We start from the raw sequence: 15,295 nt of genomic DNA, 5'->3' as shown, positions 1-15,295 counted from the left end.
TGCAAGAAAGTTGCCACTTTTTGGCCCGATTGTAGACATGTGGGATCGACGCGTTTTCGCGGTTTAGCGCCTCGCGGGCGCCGGCGCGGGACCGATCGTTTCGGGTGCGTTCGCCACAATCGCCAGCATCGTCGTCCAAGCTGCCACATTCTGCCGCAGCTGGGCCGGGTCGACCTTGTCGAGCGTGTCGTCGGGCGTGTGGTGCAGGTCGAAATAGCGCAGTCCCGATTGGCCGAGCGCGACCACCGCTGTGCCGGCCCGAATGACTGCCCCTACGTCCGCGCCACCATCAGGCTCGCCCGACCCCTTCGCGATGCCCAGCGGGGTGAGCGCCGTCACCAGCCGGTCGCCTACAGCCTTGGCGCTCTCGGGCAGTCGCATCTCGACCCGCCAGATGCGGTCCGCACCGAAATCCGATTCGGAGGCGAGCGCATGATATTCGGACTTGTGCGCCGCGAAATACGCCGCGCCGCCGAACACGCCGGGCTCCTCGGCGCCCGCCCACAGCAGGCGGATGGTCCGCCGCGGCTGGCCGGCATCGGCGACGCGCTTGGCGGCGGCGGTGACGATGCCGCAGCCCGATGCATCGTCGATCGCGCCGGTGCCCAGGTCCCAGCTGTCGAGATGGCAGGCGATCAGCACGATTCCCGCCGCCGGATCGCTGCCCGGCACTTCGGCGATGACGTTGCCCGATCTGCCCTGGCCCTTCATTTCCGAGGTCACGACCAGCTTGAGCCGCACCGGCCCGCGCTTGAGCAGCCGCTGGAGCTGCTCGGCGTCGGGGAGCGACAGCGCCGCCGCCGCGGTGGGCTTCACCCCCTGCGCCCAGGTCGTGCCGCCGGTATGCGGGTTGCGGTGATGATCGGTGCCGATCGAGCGGATCAGCGTGGCGACGGCGCCCTTGCTCGCCGCGAGCGACGGCCCAAGCCGCCGCGCTGCGCCCGACGGGCCATATTGCGAGCCGTCCTGGGTCGCGGTCATCGCGTGGCTGATGAAGGCGATCTTGCCCTTCAGGCTGCCCGCGGGTGCGGCCTGCAGATCGGCGAAGCTCGCGAAGTAGACCACGTCGCCCTCCACGCCGCGCGACCCGGTGGAGCCCGAATTGCCCAATGCCGCGATCGTCAGCTTCTGCGCCGACGCGCCCAGGACATGGGCTTCCTCGTCGCCGCGCTCCCAGACGGGCATCGTGAACGGCTCGATCCGGACATTCTGGAAGCCGAGCGCGGTCAATTTCTTGACCGACCAGTCGCGCGCCCGCGCCTCGGCCTCGGTCGCCGCCAGCCGCTGGCCGATCTCGGTGGTCAGTCCCTCGGTAATCTCCCAGGCGAGATCGTCCTCCAGCGCCGCCTCGCGCAGCGCCGCCACGTCGGGGGCGGTCTGCGCCAGTGCGGGGAGGGGAAGGGCGAAGGCGGCGATGGCCGCGAGCAGGGTGCGCTTGTTCATGGGGGCGGTGCTAACCGCCCGCGCGCCGTTTGCCAATGCGCGGTCCAATCGCTACATGCGCCACCGACTTTCCAGCCCTTTAAATTCCCGGAGACCGCACGTGGCTGCGCAATATGCCTTCGTCATGAAAGACATGACCAAGACCTTCCCCGGCGCGCCCAAGCCGGTGCTGTCGAACATCAATCTGCAATTCTATCAGGGCGCCAAGATCGGCATCGTCGGCCCCAACGGCGCCGGCAAGTCGACGCTGATGAAGATCATGGCGGGCGTCGACACCGACTTCACCGGCGAGGCGTGGCCGGGCGAATATATCACCGTCGGCTATCTCGAGCAGGAACCCCAGCTCGATCCGACCAAGACCGTGCTTGAAAACGTCAAGCAGGGCGCGCGCGAGACAGCGGACCTGGTCGATCGCTTCAATGCGATCTCGGCAGAGATGGGCGATCCCAAGGACGACACCGATTTCGATGCGCTGATGGAGGAAATGGGCGATCTCCAGGCCAAGATCGACGCGGTCGACGGCTGGACGCTCGACAATCAGCTCGAAGTCGCGATGGAGGCTTTGCGCTGCCCGCCGGGCGACTGGCCGGTCGAGAATCTCTCGGGCGGTGAGAAGCGCCGCATCGCGCTCACCCGCCTGCTGATCCAGAAGCCCTCGATCCTGCTGCTCGACGAGCCGACCAACCATCTGGATGCCGAAAGCGTCAACTGGCTGGAAAACCATCTCAAGGAATATGCCGGCGCGGTGCTGATGATCACCCACGATCGCTATTTCCTCGACAATGTCGTCGGGTGGATCCTCGAAATCGATCGCGGCAAATATTTCCCCTACGAGGGCAATTATTCGACCTATCTCGAGAAGAAGGCCAAGCGCCTCGAGCAGGAAGAGCGCGAGGAATCGAGCCGCCAGACCGCGATCAAGAACGAGCTCGAATGGATTCGCCAGGGCGCCAAGGCGCGCCAGACCAAATCCAAGGCGCGTATCGCCAAGTTCGAGCAGCTGGTCGAAACGCAGAAGAACCGCAAGCCCAACAGCGGCCAGATCGTCATCCAGGTGCCCGAGCGGCTGGGCGGCAAGGTGATCGAGGTCGAGAATATCTCGAAGGCCTATGGTGATAAGCTCTTGTTCGAGAATCTCAGCTTCACGCTGCCGGCGGGCGGCATCGTCGGCGTGATCGGCCCCAACGGCGCCGGCAAATCGACCTTGTTCAAGATGATCACCGGCCAGGAAACCCCGGACACCGGCACGATCGAAATGGGCTCGACCGTACGCCTCGGCTATGTCGATCAGAGCCGCGACCATCTCGACCCCAAGAAGAATGTCTGGGAGGAAATCTCCGACGGGCTCGATTATATGAAGGTCAACGGCCACGATGCCTCGACCCGCGCCTATGTCGGCGCGTTCAACTTCAAGGGCGCCGACCAGCAGAAGAATGTCGGCAAGCTCTCGGGCGGCGAGCGCAACCGGGTGAACATCGCCAAGATGCTCAAGAAGGGCGGCAACGTCCTCCTGCTCGACGAACCGACCAACGATCTCGACATCGAGACGCTGGGCGCGCTCGAGGAAGCCATCGAGAATTTCGCCGGCTGCGCCGTGGTGATCAGCCATGACCGCTTCTTCCTCGATCGCCTCGCGACGCACATCCTGGCGTTCGAAGGCAATTCGCACGTCGAGTGGTTCGAGGGGAATTTCGAGAGCTATGAGGAAGACAAGCGGCGTCGTCTGGGCGATGCGGCGGATCGGCCTACGGCGCTGTCGTACAAGAAGCTGACGCGCTGAGCCGATGACGGTGGAAGTTGCGCGCTGGAACGGGTCCCTGGCGGAAGCCGCGGACCCGTTGCTCGCGCTGTGCCGATCGGTGTTCGACGACTTCAGCGACGCCTATCTGCTTGATCGCCTGCCAAGCCTGAGCGACCCCGACCTGTGGCTCGCAGTCGAGGATGGCGCGTGGCGCGGCTTCAAGCTCGGCTACCGCCGCGGCCCGCACCTGCTCTATTCCTGGCTAGGCGGCGTCGATCCGTCGCTGCGCGGGCAGGGCATCGCTTCGGAGCTGATGCGCCGCCAGCATGATCATGCCGCAGCGAACGGCTACCGTTTCGTCGAGACCCGCACCCGTGCGGCGAACAATCCGATGATCGTACTGAACCTGCGCCACGGCTTTCATGTAGCCGGGTTCGAGATCGACAGCGGTGGCATCCCGATCGTCACCCAGCGCAAGAAACTGGTCGCAGGCTAAGTCACGGTGACGCTGGGGATCATGGCGTTCAAATCCCCGCCGTTTCCAGCGTCAGCTCTGGAATCGTGGCCGCCTCGATCCGGTCGCCGAACGCCACCTCGCACCGCTGAACATAGCCATCGTCCTCAGGCGCCCACATCTGGTGGATGACCCGAGCATTCACATCCGCGACCCAATATTCGCGGATGCCCGCCCGAGCATAAAGGACGGACTTCCGGCCGAGGTCGCTTATCAAAGTCGTGTCCGCCACCTCCACCACCAACGCGACCGAAGTGACAGGCACCAACCCCTCGCCCACGGGAAGGGAAGTCACGACAATATCCGGCTCGGGTGAATCATGCGGGGGGATCGCAACCGAAACCTCCACGAGCGCCTCCAGATCATTACCTAAACTCTTGAGGGCATCGGCGAGCAAGCGATAAAGGTTGCCCTTCAGCCGGGCGTGCGGCCGATGCTGCGCGTTCATGAAGAAGATTTCTCCTTCGATCAGCTCGGTCTTGGCATAATCGGCGAATGCGCCAAGTTCATTGAGCGCGAGATAGTCCTCGATCCGCAACTTGAGCGGCATCGGTGAAGTGTTGAGCGGGCGCTGCTCGGTCATGCGCGAAACCTATCACATCGGACGTAGCTCTCAAATCGCCAAACCTCAGCGCAGCCGATAGGTGCCGTCGGGCTGCTGATATGCCCGACCGTCGATAATCAGCACCGGCAGCCCCGGGCCGCGGGCCTTGTCGGAAAGCGCCACCTTTGCCGCGCAGACCCTGACATCGGTCAGGCTGCGCCAGATGCCTACGCGGGCCTTGGCAAAGGCGCCGAAGCGCTTCTTGCCTGCCGCGCAAGCCGTGTCGTCGCGCATCGTCAGGATCCAGGGCTCGCCGAATACCGGTCCAGTCGCAACGCAGCTTGCCGCCTTGATATCACGGTGGACCAGCCCCTCTTCCGCATCGAATGGCTTGGCGAGTTGCTTCGCCGCCACCAGCCTCGCAGCGGGCGTGCAGGCGAACATCACCGGCCCCACGGCGCCCCGAGGGATTCCGCCGGGCGCGGGTTGGGCGGCTAGCAGCATCGGGATCGACAATGCGATGATCGACATGGCAGGCTCTCCTCAACCTATCGAGACATCTTCGCATCTGTGCAGCAATCGTCAAGCGCGCGATTGGCGCCGGGCTCAGCGTTGCGCGCGCATCGCGTCGACGCTCCAGGGCCCGGGGCCTGCCGCGGCAAGATACAGGAAGATGAAGCAGTAGAGCATGATCGCTTCGCCGCCATTGACCGACGGATAGAGGCCATTGCCGGCATGCGCGTAGAAATAGCCGACTGCCGACATTCCCGAGGCGACGAACGCCACCGGTCGCGTGAACAATCCAATCAGCAGGAGCGCCCCGCCGACGAGCTCGATCGCCCCGGCCGCCAGCAGCAGAGGCGGCAGCGGGCCCTCCATCGCGAAGGGCGGGATCGCGAAGAATTTGGACGTGCCATGGTGCAGGAAACCGAGCGCGGCGGCGATCCGCAGCACGCTCAGTAGTTGCGCAGACCAGTTGGTCGGTATCGGCATGTTCGTTCCCCCCACGGAGAGGAAAGGCTCCCACAGCCCCGCGCGAGCGTCAACCTCAGGCGGTGAACCGCTTCGTGAAGCCTTTGCTTGCCTTGTCGTCGTCGGTGGGGAAGGCCTCGACATTCTCGACACGGGCATGGACCGGCCCCTCGCGCGCGCCTTCCACCAGCGCCGCCAGCGCTTCCTCTTCGCCGGTGGCAAGGATTTCGACGCGGCCATCCTTGAGGTTGCGGACCCAGCCGGTCAGCTTCGTGCGCTGCGCGGTGCGCACCACCCAGTCGCGATAGCCGATGCCCTGCACGCGCCCGGTTACGAAAATCCGCTGTGTCGCCATAAATCCTACGCTCGCTGGAGCCCGCAGATGGGCTCGCGCGCTCTCCTCTAGCATGGCGGCGGCGGAGGCAATGCCCAAGGCGATTCGGCTCGCCGCAACTGGGGCACGCATCAGGGGTAGGTGATCGCGATCACTTCATATTCGCGCTCGCCGCCGGGGAGCGTCACGCGCCGTACGTCGCCGACGCCCGCACCCCGCAGTGCCCGTGCGAAGGGCGAGTTCCAGCCGACCCGGCCGGTGCCGGCATCGGCCTCGTCGTCGCCGACCAGCGTCAGCACCCGCTCGGAATCGTCTTCGTCGGCAACGGTGACGGTGGCGCCGAAATAGACGCGCGTACGATCCACCTGCTGCGCCGGATCGACCACCTTCGCCGCCTTCATCCGCCGCGACAGAAAGCCCAGCCGCCGATCGATCTCGCGCAGCCGCTTGCGGCCATAGATATAGTCGCCATTCTCCGAGCGGTCGCCATTGCCCGCCGCCCAGGAGATGGTCTCGACCAGCTTCGGCCGCTCGCCGCCGAACAGGGCGTCATATTCGGCCTTGAGCGCGGAATAGCCGGCAGGGGTGATGTAATTGGGACGGTCCATGCGATGTCTTTACAACCAACCGTCACCCCCGCGAAAGCGGGGGACCATCTCCCGGGCGCGCCAGAAATGCGACAGCGGTGGCAGTCGAGGCACCTGCAGGAGATGGACCCCCGCTTTCGCGGGGGTGACGGCGGTAGGCTAGCCCGGCCGCTTCCCCAGATACCAGCTCAGATTCGCCGGCCCGCGGCTGCGCGCATGCTGCGGGTTGAGCAGATCGTAGACCACGGCATTCTCCAGCACCCGCTGGACGTAATTCTTGGTCTCGAAGATCGGGATATCTTCCACCCAGCGCAATATGTCGCCGCCCGGCAGGCGCGGATCGCCGTTCGCGCGGATCCACTTGTTCACATTGCCCGGCCCGGCATTATAGGCCGCCACTGCCAGCGGGTAGCTGCCATATTGGTTGTAGACGCGCTGGAAATAGCTCGATCCGAGCTGGATATTGTAATCGGTGTCGGTCGTCAGCGAATCGCGGTTGTAGCTCAGCCCGAGCTTGCCCGCAGTCTCGCGCGCGGTGCCCGGCATCAGCTGCATCAGCCCGCGTGCGCCGGCATGGCTCACAGCGGCGCGATCGAACTGGCTCTCCTGCCGCGCGATCGCGTGGATCATCGTCCAGTAATTCTGGTGCCCGCTCGGCACCCTTACCGACGGGTAGCCCGCCGCGGTATAATCGGAGAGCCCGTTCTGCAGCGCGCTGCGGCCCACCATCACTCCCAGATCGGGGCGGCCGATCGTGCGGCTCAATTCGGCGGATAGGATATGATCGGTATCGGTCGTCGCCGCCTGGGCGATCTGGCGCACGAACATATTCTGCGCCGCTCGATCGCCCTGCGTGCCGAGCAACTGCGCCGCGCGGACGATCTCCTGGCGGAAGAAGGCATCGCGCGTCGCCGGGTCGACGGTCCCGGGCTTGAAGTTGGGCGCGGTCAGCGCCTTGCCCATCCGCTCGGCGGCGAGCTGGCCGTAATAGAGATCGGGAAAGCCCGCTGCGCGCTGATAATAGCCATCGGCTGAGGCCCGGTCGCCCGCCGCTTCCGCCGCACGCCCGGCCCAATAGAGCCCCTTGGATTGAGTCGTAGGCGTCTTCGATCCGCGCGAATAACGTTCGAACATGCCGATCGCTTCGCGAGGGCGCGAAAGATTATAGAGCGCGGTGGTGCCCGCCAGCCAGGTCAGGCTGGTATAATCGTCGCGCTCGCCCAGCGGCAGCGCACTGATATCGGTCCCCGCCGGGAAGGCGTCGTCGACATTGGCCGCGATCTGATAGGCCACATTATACTGCCCGTCCGCCGCCGCCCCGCGCGCCGCCGTCAGCAGCACCTCATACCACGCCTCGGCGTCGCCGGGATAGGATGTCAGCTGCGGGCGCTGCGCCAGATAGGATCGCATCGCCGCGCTCTGGCCGGTGTCGCGCAGCCACAGCGCGCGATCGGCGATATAGCCCGGATCGCTGCGGCCGGCTGCCATTGCCGCGGCGCTCTTGTCGCCGGCATCCGCAGCCCTGGTGCGAAGCGCGATCCGCGCCTCGAAGATCGGCCGCTTCGCCGCCGATACGTAGCCCAATTGCCGCTGCGCCAGCGCCATCGATCCGCGCCACAGCAGCATATCCATCCGCGCATCATGATCGGCGGGGGTGAGCGCGCTCGAAAAGCCGCTCAGCAGCTTGCTCTCGTCGGCGGTGCGCAGCACGCCCGCGCGCCAGGCGCGCCGCGCCTGCTCGTCGGCCTCGGCGCGCTTGCCCGATACCGCCAGCGCCTCGGCATAGCGCAGACGCCCGGCCGGAGTCAGCGGTGCGAAGCGCTCGAAGAAGCGAATCGTCAGCGAAGGCGCCGAGGCGCCGCTGTCGAGCGCCGTCTCCGCCGCGGCGCGCCGGCTCGTCTCGCCGGGCCAGCCGGGATGCGCGAGGATGAAATTGGCATAATCGGAGAAGGGCCAGTTATCGGATTGCTGGAGCCGCTTCCATTCGACCAGCGCCTGATCGAGCGCGCTCGACTGGACATATTGCGGCGGCGTTCGCGGCATGCCGCTTTCGATCGCCTGGCCATACCAATCCATCTGCTCGCGCACGAGCTGCGACGAGGCGGCCAACCCCGAAACACCCGCGAGCAACAACGCGCTCTTCAACCCAAAACCCAGCATGCTGGACATGATACGCGACCACCGCCTATCTGCCACCCCTGTAATCGCCCGCTAAGGAAGTTTTCGCCGCATGTTTTCCGGCTCCATTCCGGCACTGGTCACCCCGTTTCGCGACGGCGCCTTCTCCGAGCCCGATTTCCGCGCGCTCGTCGAGTGGCAGATCGAGCAGGGCTCGGCTGCGTTGGTTCCCTGCGGCACCACCGGCGAAGCGGCGACGCTCACCAAGGAAGAACAGTTCGAGATCGTCCGGATCTGCGCCGATCAGGCGAAGGGCAGGGTGAAGATCCTCGCCGGCGCCGGCTCGAACGACACGCGTGTCGCGATCGGCAATGTCGAGGCGGCGCAGGCCTCGGGCGCCGACGCCGCCTTGATGGTCCCGCCTTATTATAACCGCCCCAGCCAGGAGGGTATCTTCCGCCATTTCGAGGCAGTGGCGCAGGCGACCGATCTGCCGATCGTTCTCTACAATGTCCCCGGCCGCACCGTCACCGACATCCAGCCCGCCACTGTCGCGCGGATCGTCAAGGCCTTCCCCCGGACCTTCGTCGGGATCAAGGACGCCAGCGGCAGCCTCGGCCGCGTCACCGAGCATCGCCAGGGCTGCGGCCCCGCTTTCGCCCAGCTTTCGGGCAATGACGAGACCGCGCTCGGCTTCAACGCGATGGGCGGCACCGGCTGTATCTCGGTCACCGCCAATGTCGCGCCAAAGCTGTGCGCCGAGTTCCAGGCCGCCTGGGCGGCGGGCGACACCGCGCAGGCGCTCGCGCTGCACGATCGGCTCTATCCGCTCCACATCGCGATGTTCAGCGATGCCTCGCCCGGCCCGGTCAAATATGCGCTCGCCCGCGTCCGCCCGGGCTTCCCCGCCGAGTTGCGGCTGCCGATGACTGCGCCGTCCGAGGCCAGCCGCGCCGCGGTCGACGCCGCGCTCGAATATGCTGGGTTGATCTAACCTTATCGTAGCTTTTTGAGTCTATCCGCGGGTTCGTAAGGAGCTTGCGGACGCGCATGATGCACGGGAAATTCGAGATGCAGGCGGATTGCGTGAGCGTCGAGATGCGGCACGGGTTCCCCGCGCTGCTCGACGGTCTAGCCGATCGCGCGCTCGGCCCGCGCGCCTTCCTGCGCTCGGCCTGGTATGCCGGCGACGGCACCGACGGCACGACCCTGATCGCGCGGCGGGTCGACGGCAGCGCGGTGGCGGCGATCCCCACGGTATCGATCGGTCCTTCCTTGCTCGGGGCACGCGCGGTCCCGGGCTGCTATTGGCCGTTCCGCTCGATCCTGATCGATCGCAGTGCAACCGCGGCCGAACTTGCCGAGACGTTCAAGCATCCGCTCACCCGATCCGCACTGGCCCCTCTGTGGCGCGTCGGCCCCGTCTACAAGGACGATCCGGCAACGGTCCTGCTCAAGCGCGCGGTCGCCCGCGCCGGCTGGACCGTGCTCAGCCGCAGCATCAGCAAGACCTTCCTCTTCGATCTGGCGGCGAGCGGCGAGGAGGGCGGCTGGCCCCGCCGTTCGACCCGGCGCCGGCTCGCGGGCTACGAGAAGCAGCTCGCGCAATCGGGGCCGGTCAGCTACCGCCACGTCACCGGCCCAGGCTGGGACGAAGCCGCGCTCGCGGCGCTGGCGGCGATCGAGGCGAACAGCTGGGTCGGCAAGACCACCGACGGCAGCGGCGCCAAGTTCCTCAACGAAGACCAGCGCCGCCGCTGGCGCGAAAAGGTCCGCGATCCGGTGCTCGCGCAGGCGCTCTCGGCGACGATCCTGTTCGTCGGCGACACCCCCGCCGCCTTCTCCTTCGATCTCCAGGACGGCGCCGTCCAATATAGTATCGCCAGCAGCTATGACGATCGCTTCGCCGCCGGGCGACCGGGGCGGATCGTCACCTGGCGCCAGCTCGAATGGGCGCGGGGCAGGGGCATCACCACCGTCGATCTCGGCGCCGGCGACAGCGGCTACAAGCAGGACATGGGCGCGGTCCAGGGGTCGGAAATTCTCGATCTGCTGATCGTGCGCAGCCGCTCCGCGGCGAAGCTGCTGCGGCTCAAATGGGGCGAGGAATCGGCGATCGGGCGCGACGCCTTCCTGCCCGCGACCGATCTCGGCCATGCAGCCTTGCTCACGCGGATCGAGCCGTGGCTCGCCGCGGGCGCGATCACCGCCGCCGCGCTGGCGCTTTCCGAATGAAGCACGAGGCCCTCCAGCCCGGCGAGCCCGAGCGGCCCGGCGCGCTGCTCGCCCGCGTGCGCCAGGCGGTGATCTGGCGCTCGGGCAGCCAGATCGTCGCGCAGGCGGTCGCCTGGGGCGCGACCTTCATGGTCATCCGCTTGCTTGATCCGGCCGATTACGGCCTGTTCGCGATGACCCAGGTGGTGCTGGTCTTCCTCAACCTGATGAACGGCTATGGCATCGCAAGCGCGCTGATCCGCGCCGAGCAGGTCTCGCGGCTTGAGCTGCGGCAGGTGTTCGGCATGCTGCTTCTGCTCAATCTCGGCCTCGGCCTGGCGCAGTTCGCCGCCGCCCCGTGGATTGCGGCTTATTATCGCCAGGATGCTGTCGCCGCGCTGCTCCGGGTCCAGGCTCTGCTCTATATCGCCACGCCCTTCATCGCGCTCGCCCATGCGATCCTCAGTCGCCGGATGGACTTCAAGCGCCCCGCGCAGGTGCGGCTGCTGTCCGCGCTGGCGGGGGCGGGAACCGCGCTCGGCTGCGCGCTCGCCGGCTTCGGCGTATGGACGCTCGTCGCGGCGCCGATGGCGATCTTCTATGTCGAGGCGATCGGCATGACCTGGGCGGCGCGGTCGCTGATGTGGCCCAGCTTCCGCTTCCGCGGCTCGGGCGGCCTGTTCGGCTATGGCGCGGCGATGATGCTCGCGCAGTTCTTCTGGTTCCTCCAGAGCCAGGCCGACGTGCTGATCGCCGGCCGCGTCGTCGATCCGCACTCGCTCGGCATCTACACCACGGCGCTGTTCCTCACCCAGATCATCGCCTCCAAATTCGTGCCCCCGCTCAACGAAGTCGCCTTCGCAGCCTATTCTCGCGTCCAGGGCCAGAGCGACGTGATGCAGGGCGCATTCCTCAAGACGGTGCGGCTGATCATGCTGGTGGCGATGCCGGCCTATATGGGGCTTGCGGTGACCGCCGGGCCTTTGGTCGCGACGATGCTCGGCGAGAAATGGCTCGAGACCGCCGCGATCGTGCCCATCCTCGCGCTGGCGATGCCGCTGCTGACGCTGCAGATATTGTTCGCCCCCGCCACGAATGCGCTCGGCAAGCCGGGCATCTCGCTGCGCGCGTCGATGGCGGGCGGGGTGGTGTTGCCGGCCGCGTTCCTGATCGGCGTCCATTACGGAATCGCGGGGCTGGCCTGGGGCTGGCTCGGCGGCATGGCGTTGGTGCTCGCCTTCACCGCGATGCAGTCGTTGCCCGCGATCGGGGTGAGAGCGCGCGACGTCGTGCTGGCCGTTGCCCCCGGGGTGCTGGCCTCGCTGGCGATGGCGGGAATCGTGATCGCCGTCGACGGGATGCTTCCGACCCTGCCCCCGGCCGAGCGGCTGGTCCTCCTGATCGGGGCAGGGGCCGCCTCTTATGCCGCCTTGCTCTTCCTCTTTGCCCGCTCGGTAGTGAACGACGCCTGGTCGCTGATCCGCACCGCCGCGCCGGCCTGAGCAAACGCCGCTAGCGTTTCGACCGCCGCGCTCCTACATCGCGGGTCCAATGGCCCGTCCTGTTCCGCTCAAATTCGATAAAGTGAAGACCGTCGCCGAGAATAGGCGCGCGCGGTACGATTATTTCATCGACACGACCTACGAGGCCGGAATCGCCCTCACCGGCACCGAAGTGAAGGCGCTGCGCGGTGGCGAAGGCTCGATCGCGGAGAGCTATGCCGAGGTCAACGACAGCGGCGTCTGGCTGATCAATTCGAACATCCCCGAATATAGCCACGGCAATCGCGAAAATCACGAGCCCAAGCGTCCCCGTAAATTGCTCCTTCATGAGCGCGAGATAAACAAGCTCCATGGCGCGGTGGCCCGCCAGGGCATGACGCTCGTCCCGCTTTCGGTATATTTCAACGCGCGCGGGCGTGCGAAGATCGAGATCGCGCTCGCAAAGGGCAAGAAGACGCATGACAAGCGCGAGTCGACCAAGGAGCAGGACTGGAAGCGCGAGCAGGGACGCCTCCTTCGCGATCGGGGCTGATTTGACCCAGCCGACGCGCCTCCGCCGCTGGATCGACAAGGCGACGCCGAGCCGCGAATCGATCGAGGGCAATCGCTGGCTCAAGCCCTTTGCGCGGCGGATGATGCATTCGTCGCTGTGGCGCTTCACCCGCCGCTCGGTCCCGCGCGGCGTGGCGCTCGGCATGGTGACCGGCATCCTCGTGCCGATGGGCCAGATCCCCGCCTCGGCGGTGCTGGCGCTGCCGTTCCGCGCCAATATCCCCGCGGCGGCGGCGACCACCTTCTTCACCAATCCGATCACCACGCCGCCTTTGTGGATCTTCGCTTACTGGCTGGGATCGCAGTTCGTCGGCGAACATGGCGCGGGGCCGCAATCGGCCACCGTCCGGCAGGGCTGGGGCGAATGGCTGCTCAACGACGCCGCGCCGACTTTGGTCACCGGCCTCGTCACCGTCACGATCATCCTAGCTTTGATCGGCTATTTCGCCAGCGCGCTCGCCTGGCGCCTGTGGATCGCGCACAAATGGCACAAGCGCAGCCGCGATCGGGCGATGCGGGCGGCGGGCTGACCGATCGTCGGAGCGTCCCCATGCCGTCACCCCCGCTTTCGGGGGGTGACGATCAGGTTTGTCGAGCCTCCCCAACACATTGACCCACCGTATCAACGGCCTAATACGGCGCATCACTTCCCCTGAGGAATAGTTCATGCGTATCCTGCTTCTTGCCACCACCATTCTCGCCACGCCGCTCGCCGCTCTGGCCCAGACGACACCCGCGCCTGCCCCCGCCGCGCCTGCGCCGCAGACCGGGGCCCCAGACAAACCCACCTTCGGTACCTATGGCTTCGATACCGCCGGCATGGACAGCTCGGTCCGCCCGGGCGACGATTTCTACGATTATGCCAACGGCACCTGGGCCAAGACCACGCCGATACCTGCCGACAAATCCAATTTCGGCTCGTTCAACCTGCTCTCCGATCTTTCGCAGGAGCGCACGCAGGAAATCCTCAAGCAGGCCCAGGCCGATCCCACTTCGAAGATCGGCATAACCTATTCCACCTATCTCGATACCGCGGCGATCGACGCCAAGGGCCTCGCCCCGATCCAGCCCTGGCTCAACCAGATCAAGGCGGTGAAGTCGAAGGCGGGCCTGCCGGCGCTCTACGCCCAGGCCGCGCGCAACGGCGTCCGCTCGCCGATCGGCGGCTATGTCGGCCAGGACGACAAGGAGCCCGAAGTCTATGCGCTGTCGATCGCCCAATCGGGGCTCGGCATGCCCGATCGCGATTATTATCTCTCGACCGACGCCAAGCTGGTCGAGACCAAGGCCGCCTATCTCAAGCATCTGACCAACGTCCTGACGCTGGCCGGCGAGCCCAACGCCGCCGCCCGCGCCGCGGCGATCCTGGCCTTCGAGACCGAGCTGGCCAAGGTCCACTGGACCCGCGTCGACAGCCGCGATTCGACCAAGACCTATAACAAGATGACCGTCGCGGCGCTGGCGAAGAGCGCCCCCGGCTATGACTTCAAGGCCGCTTTTGCCGCGGCCGGCACTCCGGTCGACAGCGTCATCGTCGCGCAGCCCAGCGCGATCACGGGCACCGCGAAGCTCATCGCCGCGACGCCGATCGGGGTGCTGACCGATCAGCTGATGGTCCGCAGCCTGGATTCCTTCTCGGACGTGTTGCCGAGCGCGTTCGACAAGGAGTATTTCGCATTCTCGGGCACGGTCCTCTCGGGCACGCCCGAGCAGGAAGCCCGCTGGAAGCGCGGCGTCGATTTCACGACCGGCGTGCTGAGCGACGACGTCAGCAAGCTCTACGTCGCCAAATATTTTCCGCCCGAGACCAAGGCCGCGGCCGACGCGCTGGTGAAGAACGTCATCGCCGCATTCGGCGAGCGGATCGACCAGCTCGACTGGATGGCGCCCGAGACCAAGGCCAAGGCGCATGAGAAGCTCGCCGCCTTCGTGCCCAAGATCGGCTATCCCGATCGCTGGAAGGATTATTCGAGCCTCAAGATCGTCGCCGGCGACGCCTTCGGCAACAATCTGCGCGCCAACCAATGGTCCTATCAGGACAATATCGCGCATCTCGGCAAGCCGCTGCAGCGCTGGGAGTGGGGGATGACTCCGATGACGGTGAACGCCTATGCCAATTTCGGCATGGTCGAGATCGTCTTCCCCGCCGCGATCCTCCAGCCGCCCTTCTTCGATCCGAAGGCCGACGACGCGGTCAATTATGGCGGCATCGGCGCCGTGATCGGCCACGAGCTCAGCCACCATTTCGACGATCAGGGCGCGAAGTATAACAAGGAAGGCCGCCTGACCGACTGGTGGACCCCCGCCGACGTCGCCGCCTTCAAGCAGCGCACCGACGCGCTGGTCGCGCAATATGACCAATATGAAGCGCTGCCCGGCATGAAGGTGAAAGGCGCGCTGACCCTCGGCGAGAATACCGCCGATCTCGCCGGCCTGACGGTCGCCTACGACGCCTACAGGAAGTCGCTCAACGGCCAGCCCGCGCCGGTGATCGACGGCACTTCGGGCGATCAGCGCTTCTATCTCGGCTGGGCCCAGGTCTGGCGCCGCAACTATCGCGAGGCGAACCTGCGCCAGCGCCTGCTGACCGATCCGCACAGCCCCAGCGAACAGCGCGCCGCCGTCGTCCGCAACCTCGACCCCTGGTATTCCGCCTTCGCGCCCGCGCCGGATTCAAAGCTGTTTCTCGCGCCGGCGCAGCGCGTAAGGATCTGGTGACCAAACTCCCTCTCCCATTGGGAGAGGGGATTTGCTTGACCCCCGCCCAACTACCG

The 15,295-nt window shown here is 66.3% G+C and carries 15 protein-coding genes; 8 read left to right on the top strand and 7 right to left on the bottom strand.

The annotated features are described in order from the left end of the window. Window positions 1-63 precede the first annotated feature (63 nt). Entirely contained in the window at window positions 64-1,443 is a 1,380-nt protein-coding gene (locus OKW87_RS03890) for a M28 family peptidase (RefSeq protein WP_265542442.1), read from the bottom strand. Between the two features lie 100 nt (window positions 1,444-1,543). Here OKW87_RS03890 and ettA point away from each other — a divergent pair, with 100 nt between their 5' ends. Together ettA and OKW87_RS03880 are read left to right on the top strand one after the other, a co-directional pair. Then, a complete protein-coding gene (gene ettA, locus OKW87_RS03885) occupies window positions 1,544-3,223 on the top strand; it encodes an energy-dependent translational throttle protein EttA (protein WP_265542441.1) in 1,680 nt (559 codons plus the stop codon). A gap of 4 nt (window positions 3,224-3,227) precedes the next feature. Further along, window positions 3,228-3,680 (top strand): GNAT family N-acetyltransferase, encoded by a 453-nt coding sequence (locus tag OKW87_RS03880; RefSeq protein ID WP_265542440.1) that lies wholly within the window; start codon window positions 3,228-3,230, stop codon window positions 3,678-3,680. A gap of 28 nt (window positions 3,681-3,708) precedes the next feature. On the opposite strand, the gene OKW87_RS03875 is transcribed toward OKW87_RS03880, so the two are convergent. The 6 genes from OKW87_RS03875 to OKW87_RS03850 form a co-directional block, all read right to left on the bottom strand. Then, window positions 3,709-4,281 (bottom strand): Uma2 family endonuclease, encoded by a 573-nt coding sequence (locus tag OKW87_RS03875; protein WP_265542438.1) that lies wholly within the window; start codon window positions 4,279-4,281, stop codon window positions 3,709-3,711. A gap of 45 nt (window positions 4,282-4,326) precedes the next feature. Next, window positions 4,327-4,773 (bottom strand): hypothetical protein, encoded by a 447-nt coding sequence (locus OKW87_RS03870; protein ID WP_265542436.1) that lies wholly within the window; start codon window positions 4,771-4,773, stop codon window positions 4,327-4,329. 75 nt (window positions 4,774-4,848) lie between these two features. Next, window positions 4,849-5,235, bottom strand: coding sequence for a DoxX family protein (locus OKW87_RS03865; protein ID WP_265542434.1), 387 nt, complete (start codon window positions 5,233-5,235; stop codon window positions 4,849-4,851). Window positions 5,236-5,290: 55 nt separating this feature from the next. Next, a complete protein-coding gene (locus OKW87_RS03860; protein ID WP_265542433.1) occupies window positions 5,291-5,569 on the bottom strand; it encodes an acylphosphatase in 279 nt (92 codons plus the stop codon). 110 nt (window positions 5,570-5,679) lie between these two features. Continuing rightward, complete coding sequence (gene greB / locus OKW87_RS03855; protein WP_265542431.1) at window positions 5,680-6,156, bottom strand: transcription elongation factor GreB; 477 nt, start codon at window positions 6,154-6,156, stop codon at window positions 5,680-5,682. A gap of 138 nt (window positions 6,157-6,294) precedes the next feature. Beyond that, window positions 6,295-8,295 carry a lytic transglycosylase domain-containing protein gene (locus OKW87_RS03850; protein WP_265543989.1) on the bottom strand — a complete coding sequence of 667 codons (2,001 nt, stop codon included), beginning with the start codon at window positions 8,293-8,295 and terminating at the stop codon, window positions 6,295-6,297. A gap of 70 nt (window positions 8,296-8,365) precedes the next feature. Here OKW87_RS03850 and dapA point away from each other — a divergent pair, with 70 nt between their 5' ends. The 6 genes from dapA to OKW87_RS03820 all read left to right on the top strand — a co-directional run bounded on the left by dapA (window position 8,366) and on the right by OKW87_RS03820 (window position 15,239). Then, complete coding sequence (dapA, locus tag OKW87_RS03845) at window positions 8,366-9,247, top strand: 4-hydroxy-tetrahydrodipicolinate synthase (RefSeq protein WP_265542429.1); 882 nt, start codon at window positions 8,366-8,368, stop codon at window positions 9,245-9,247. Window positions 9,248-9,303: 56 nt separating this feature from the next. After that, window positions 9,304-10,488, top strand: coding sequence for a GNAT family N-acetyltransferase (locus OKW87_RS03840; RefSeq protein ID WP_265542427.1), 1,185 nt, complete (start codon window positions 9,304-9,306; stop codon window positions 10,486-10,488). Further along, entirely contained in the window at window positions 10,485-11,969 is a 1,485-nt protein-coding gene (locus OKW87_RS03835; RefSeq protein WP_265542425.1) for a lipopolysaccharide biosynthesis protein, read from the top strand. Before OKW87_RS03840 ends, OKW87_RS03835 begins: the two co-directional genes overlap by 4 nt. A 49-nt stretch (window positions 11,970-12,018) precedes the next feature. Continuing rightward, window positions 12,019-12,501: an SsrA-binding protein SmpB gene (gene smpB, locus OKW87_RS03830; protein WP_265542423.1), complete on the top strand. Its 483-nt coding sequence runs from the start codon at window positions 12,019-12,021 to the stop codon at window positions 12,499-12,501. Window position 12,502: 1 nt separating this feature from the next. Then, window positions 12,503-13,051, top strand: a complete 549-nt coding sequence (locus OKW87_RS03825) for a DUF2062 domain-containing protein (protein ID WP_265542422.1) — start codon at window positions 12,503-12,505, stop codon at window positions 13,049-13,051. Between the two features lie 136 nt (window positions 13,052-13,187). Continuing rightward, window positions 13,188-15,239 (top strand): M13 family metallopeptidase, encoded by a 2,052-nt coding sequence (locus tag OKW87_RS03820; protein WP_265542420.1) that lies wholly within the window; start codon window positions 13,188-13,190, stop codon window positions 15,237-15,239. The last annotated feature ends 56 nt before the right edge of the window (window positions 15,240-15,295 follow it).

The sequence above is a fragment of the Sphingomonas sp. M1-B02 genome (genome assembly GCF_026167525.1).
Classification (GTDB): Bacteria; Pseudomonadota; Alphaproteobacteria; order Sphingomonadales; family Sphingomonadaceae; genus Sphingomonas.
The sequence above is the reverse complement of the archived record's forward strand: the minus strand, read 5'-3'. Positions and strand labels throughout refer to the sequence as shown.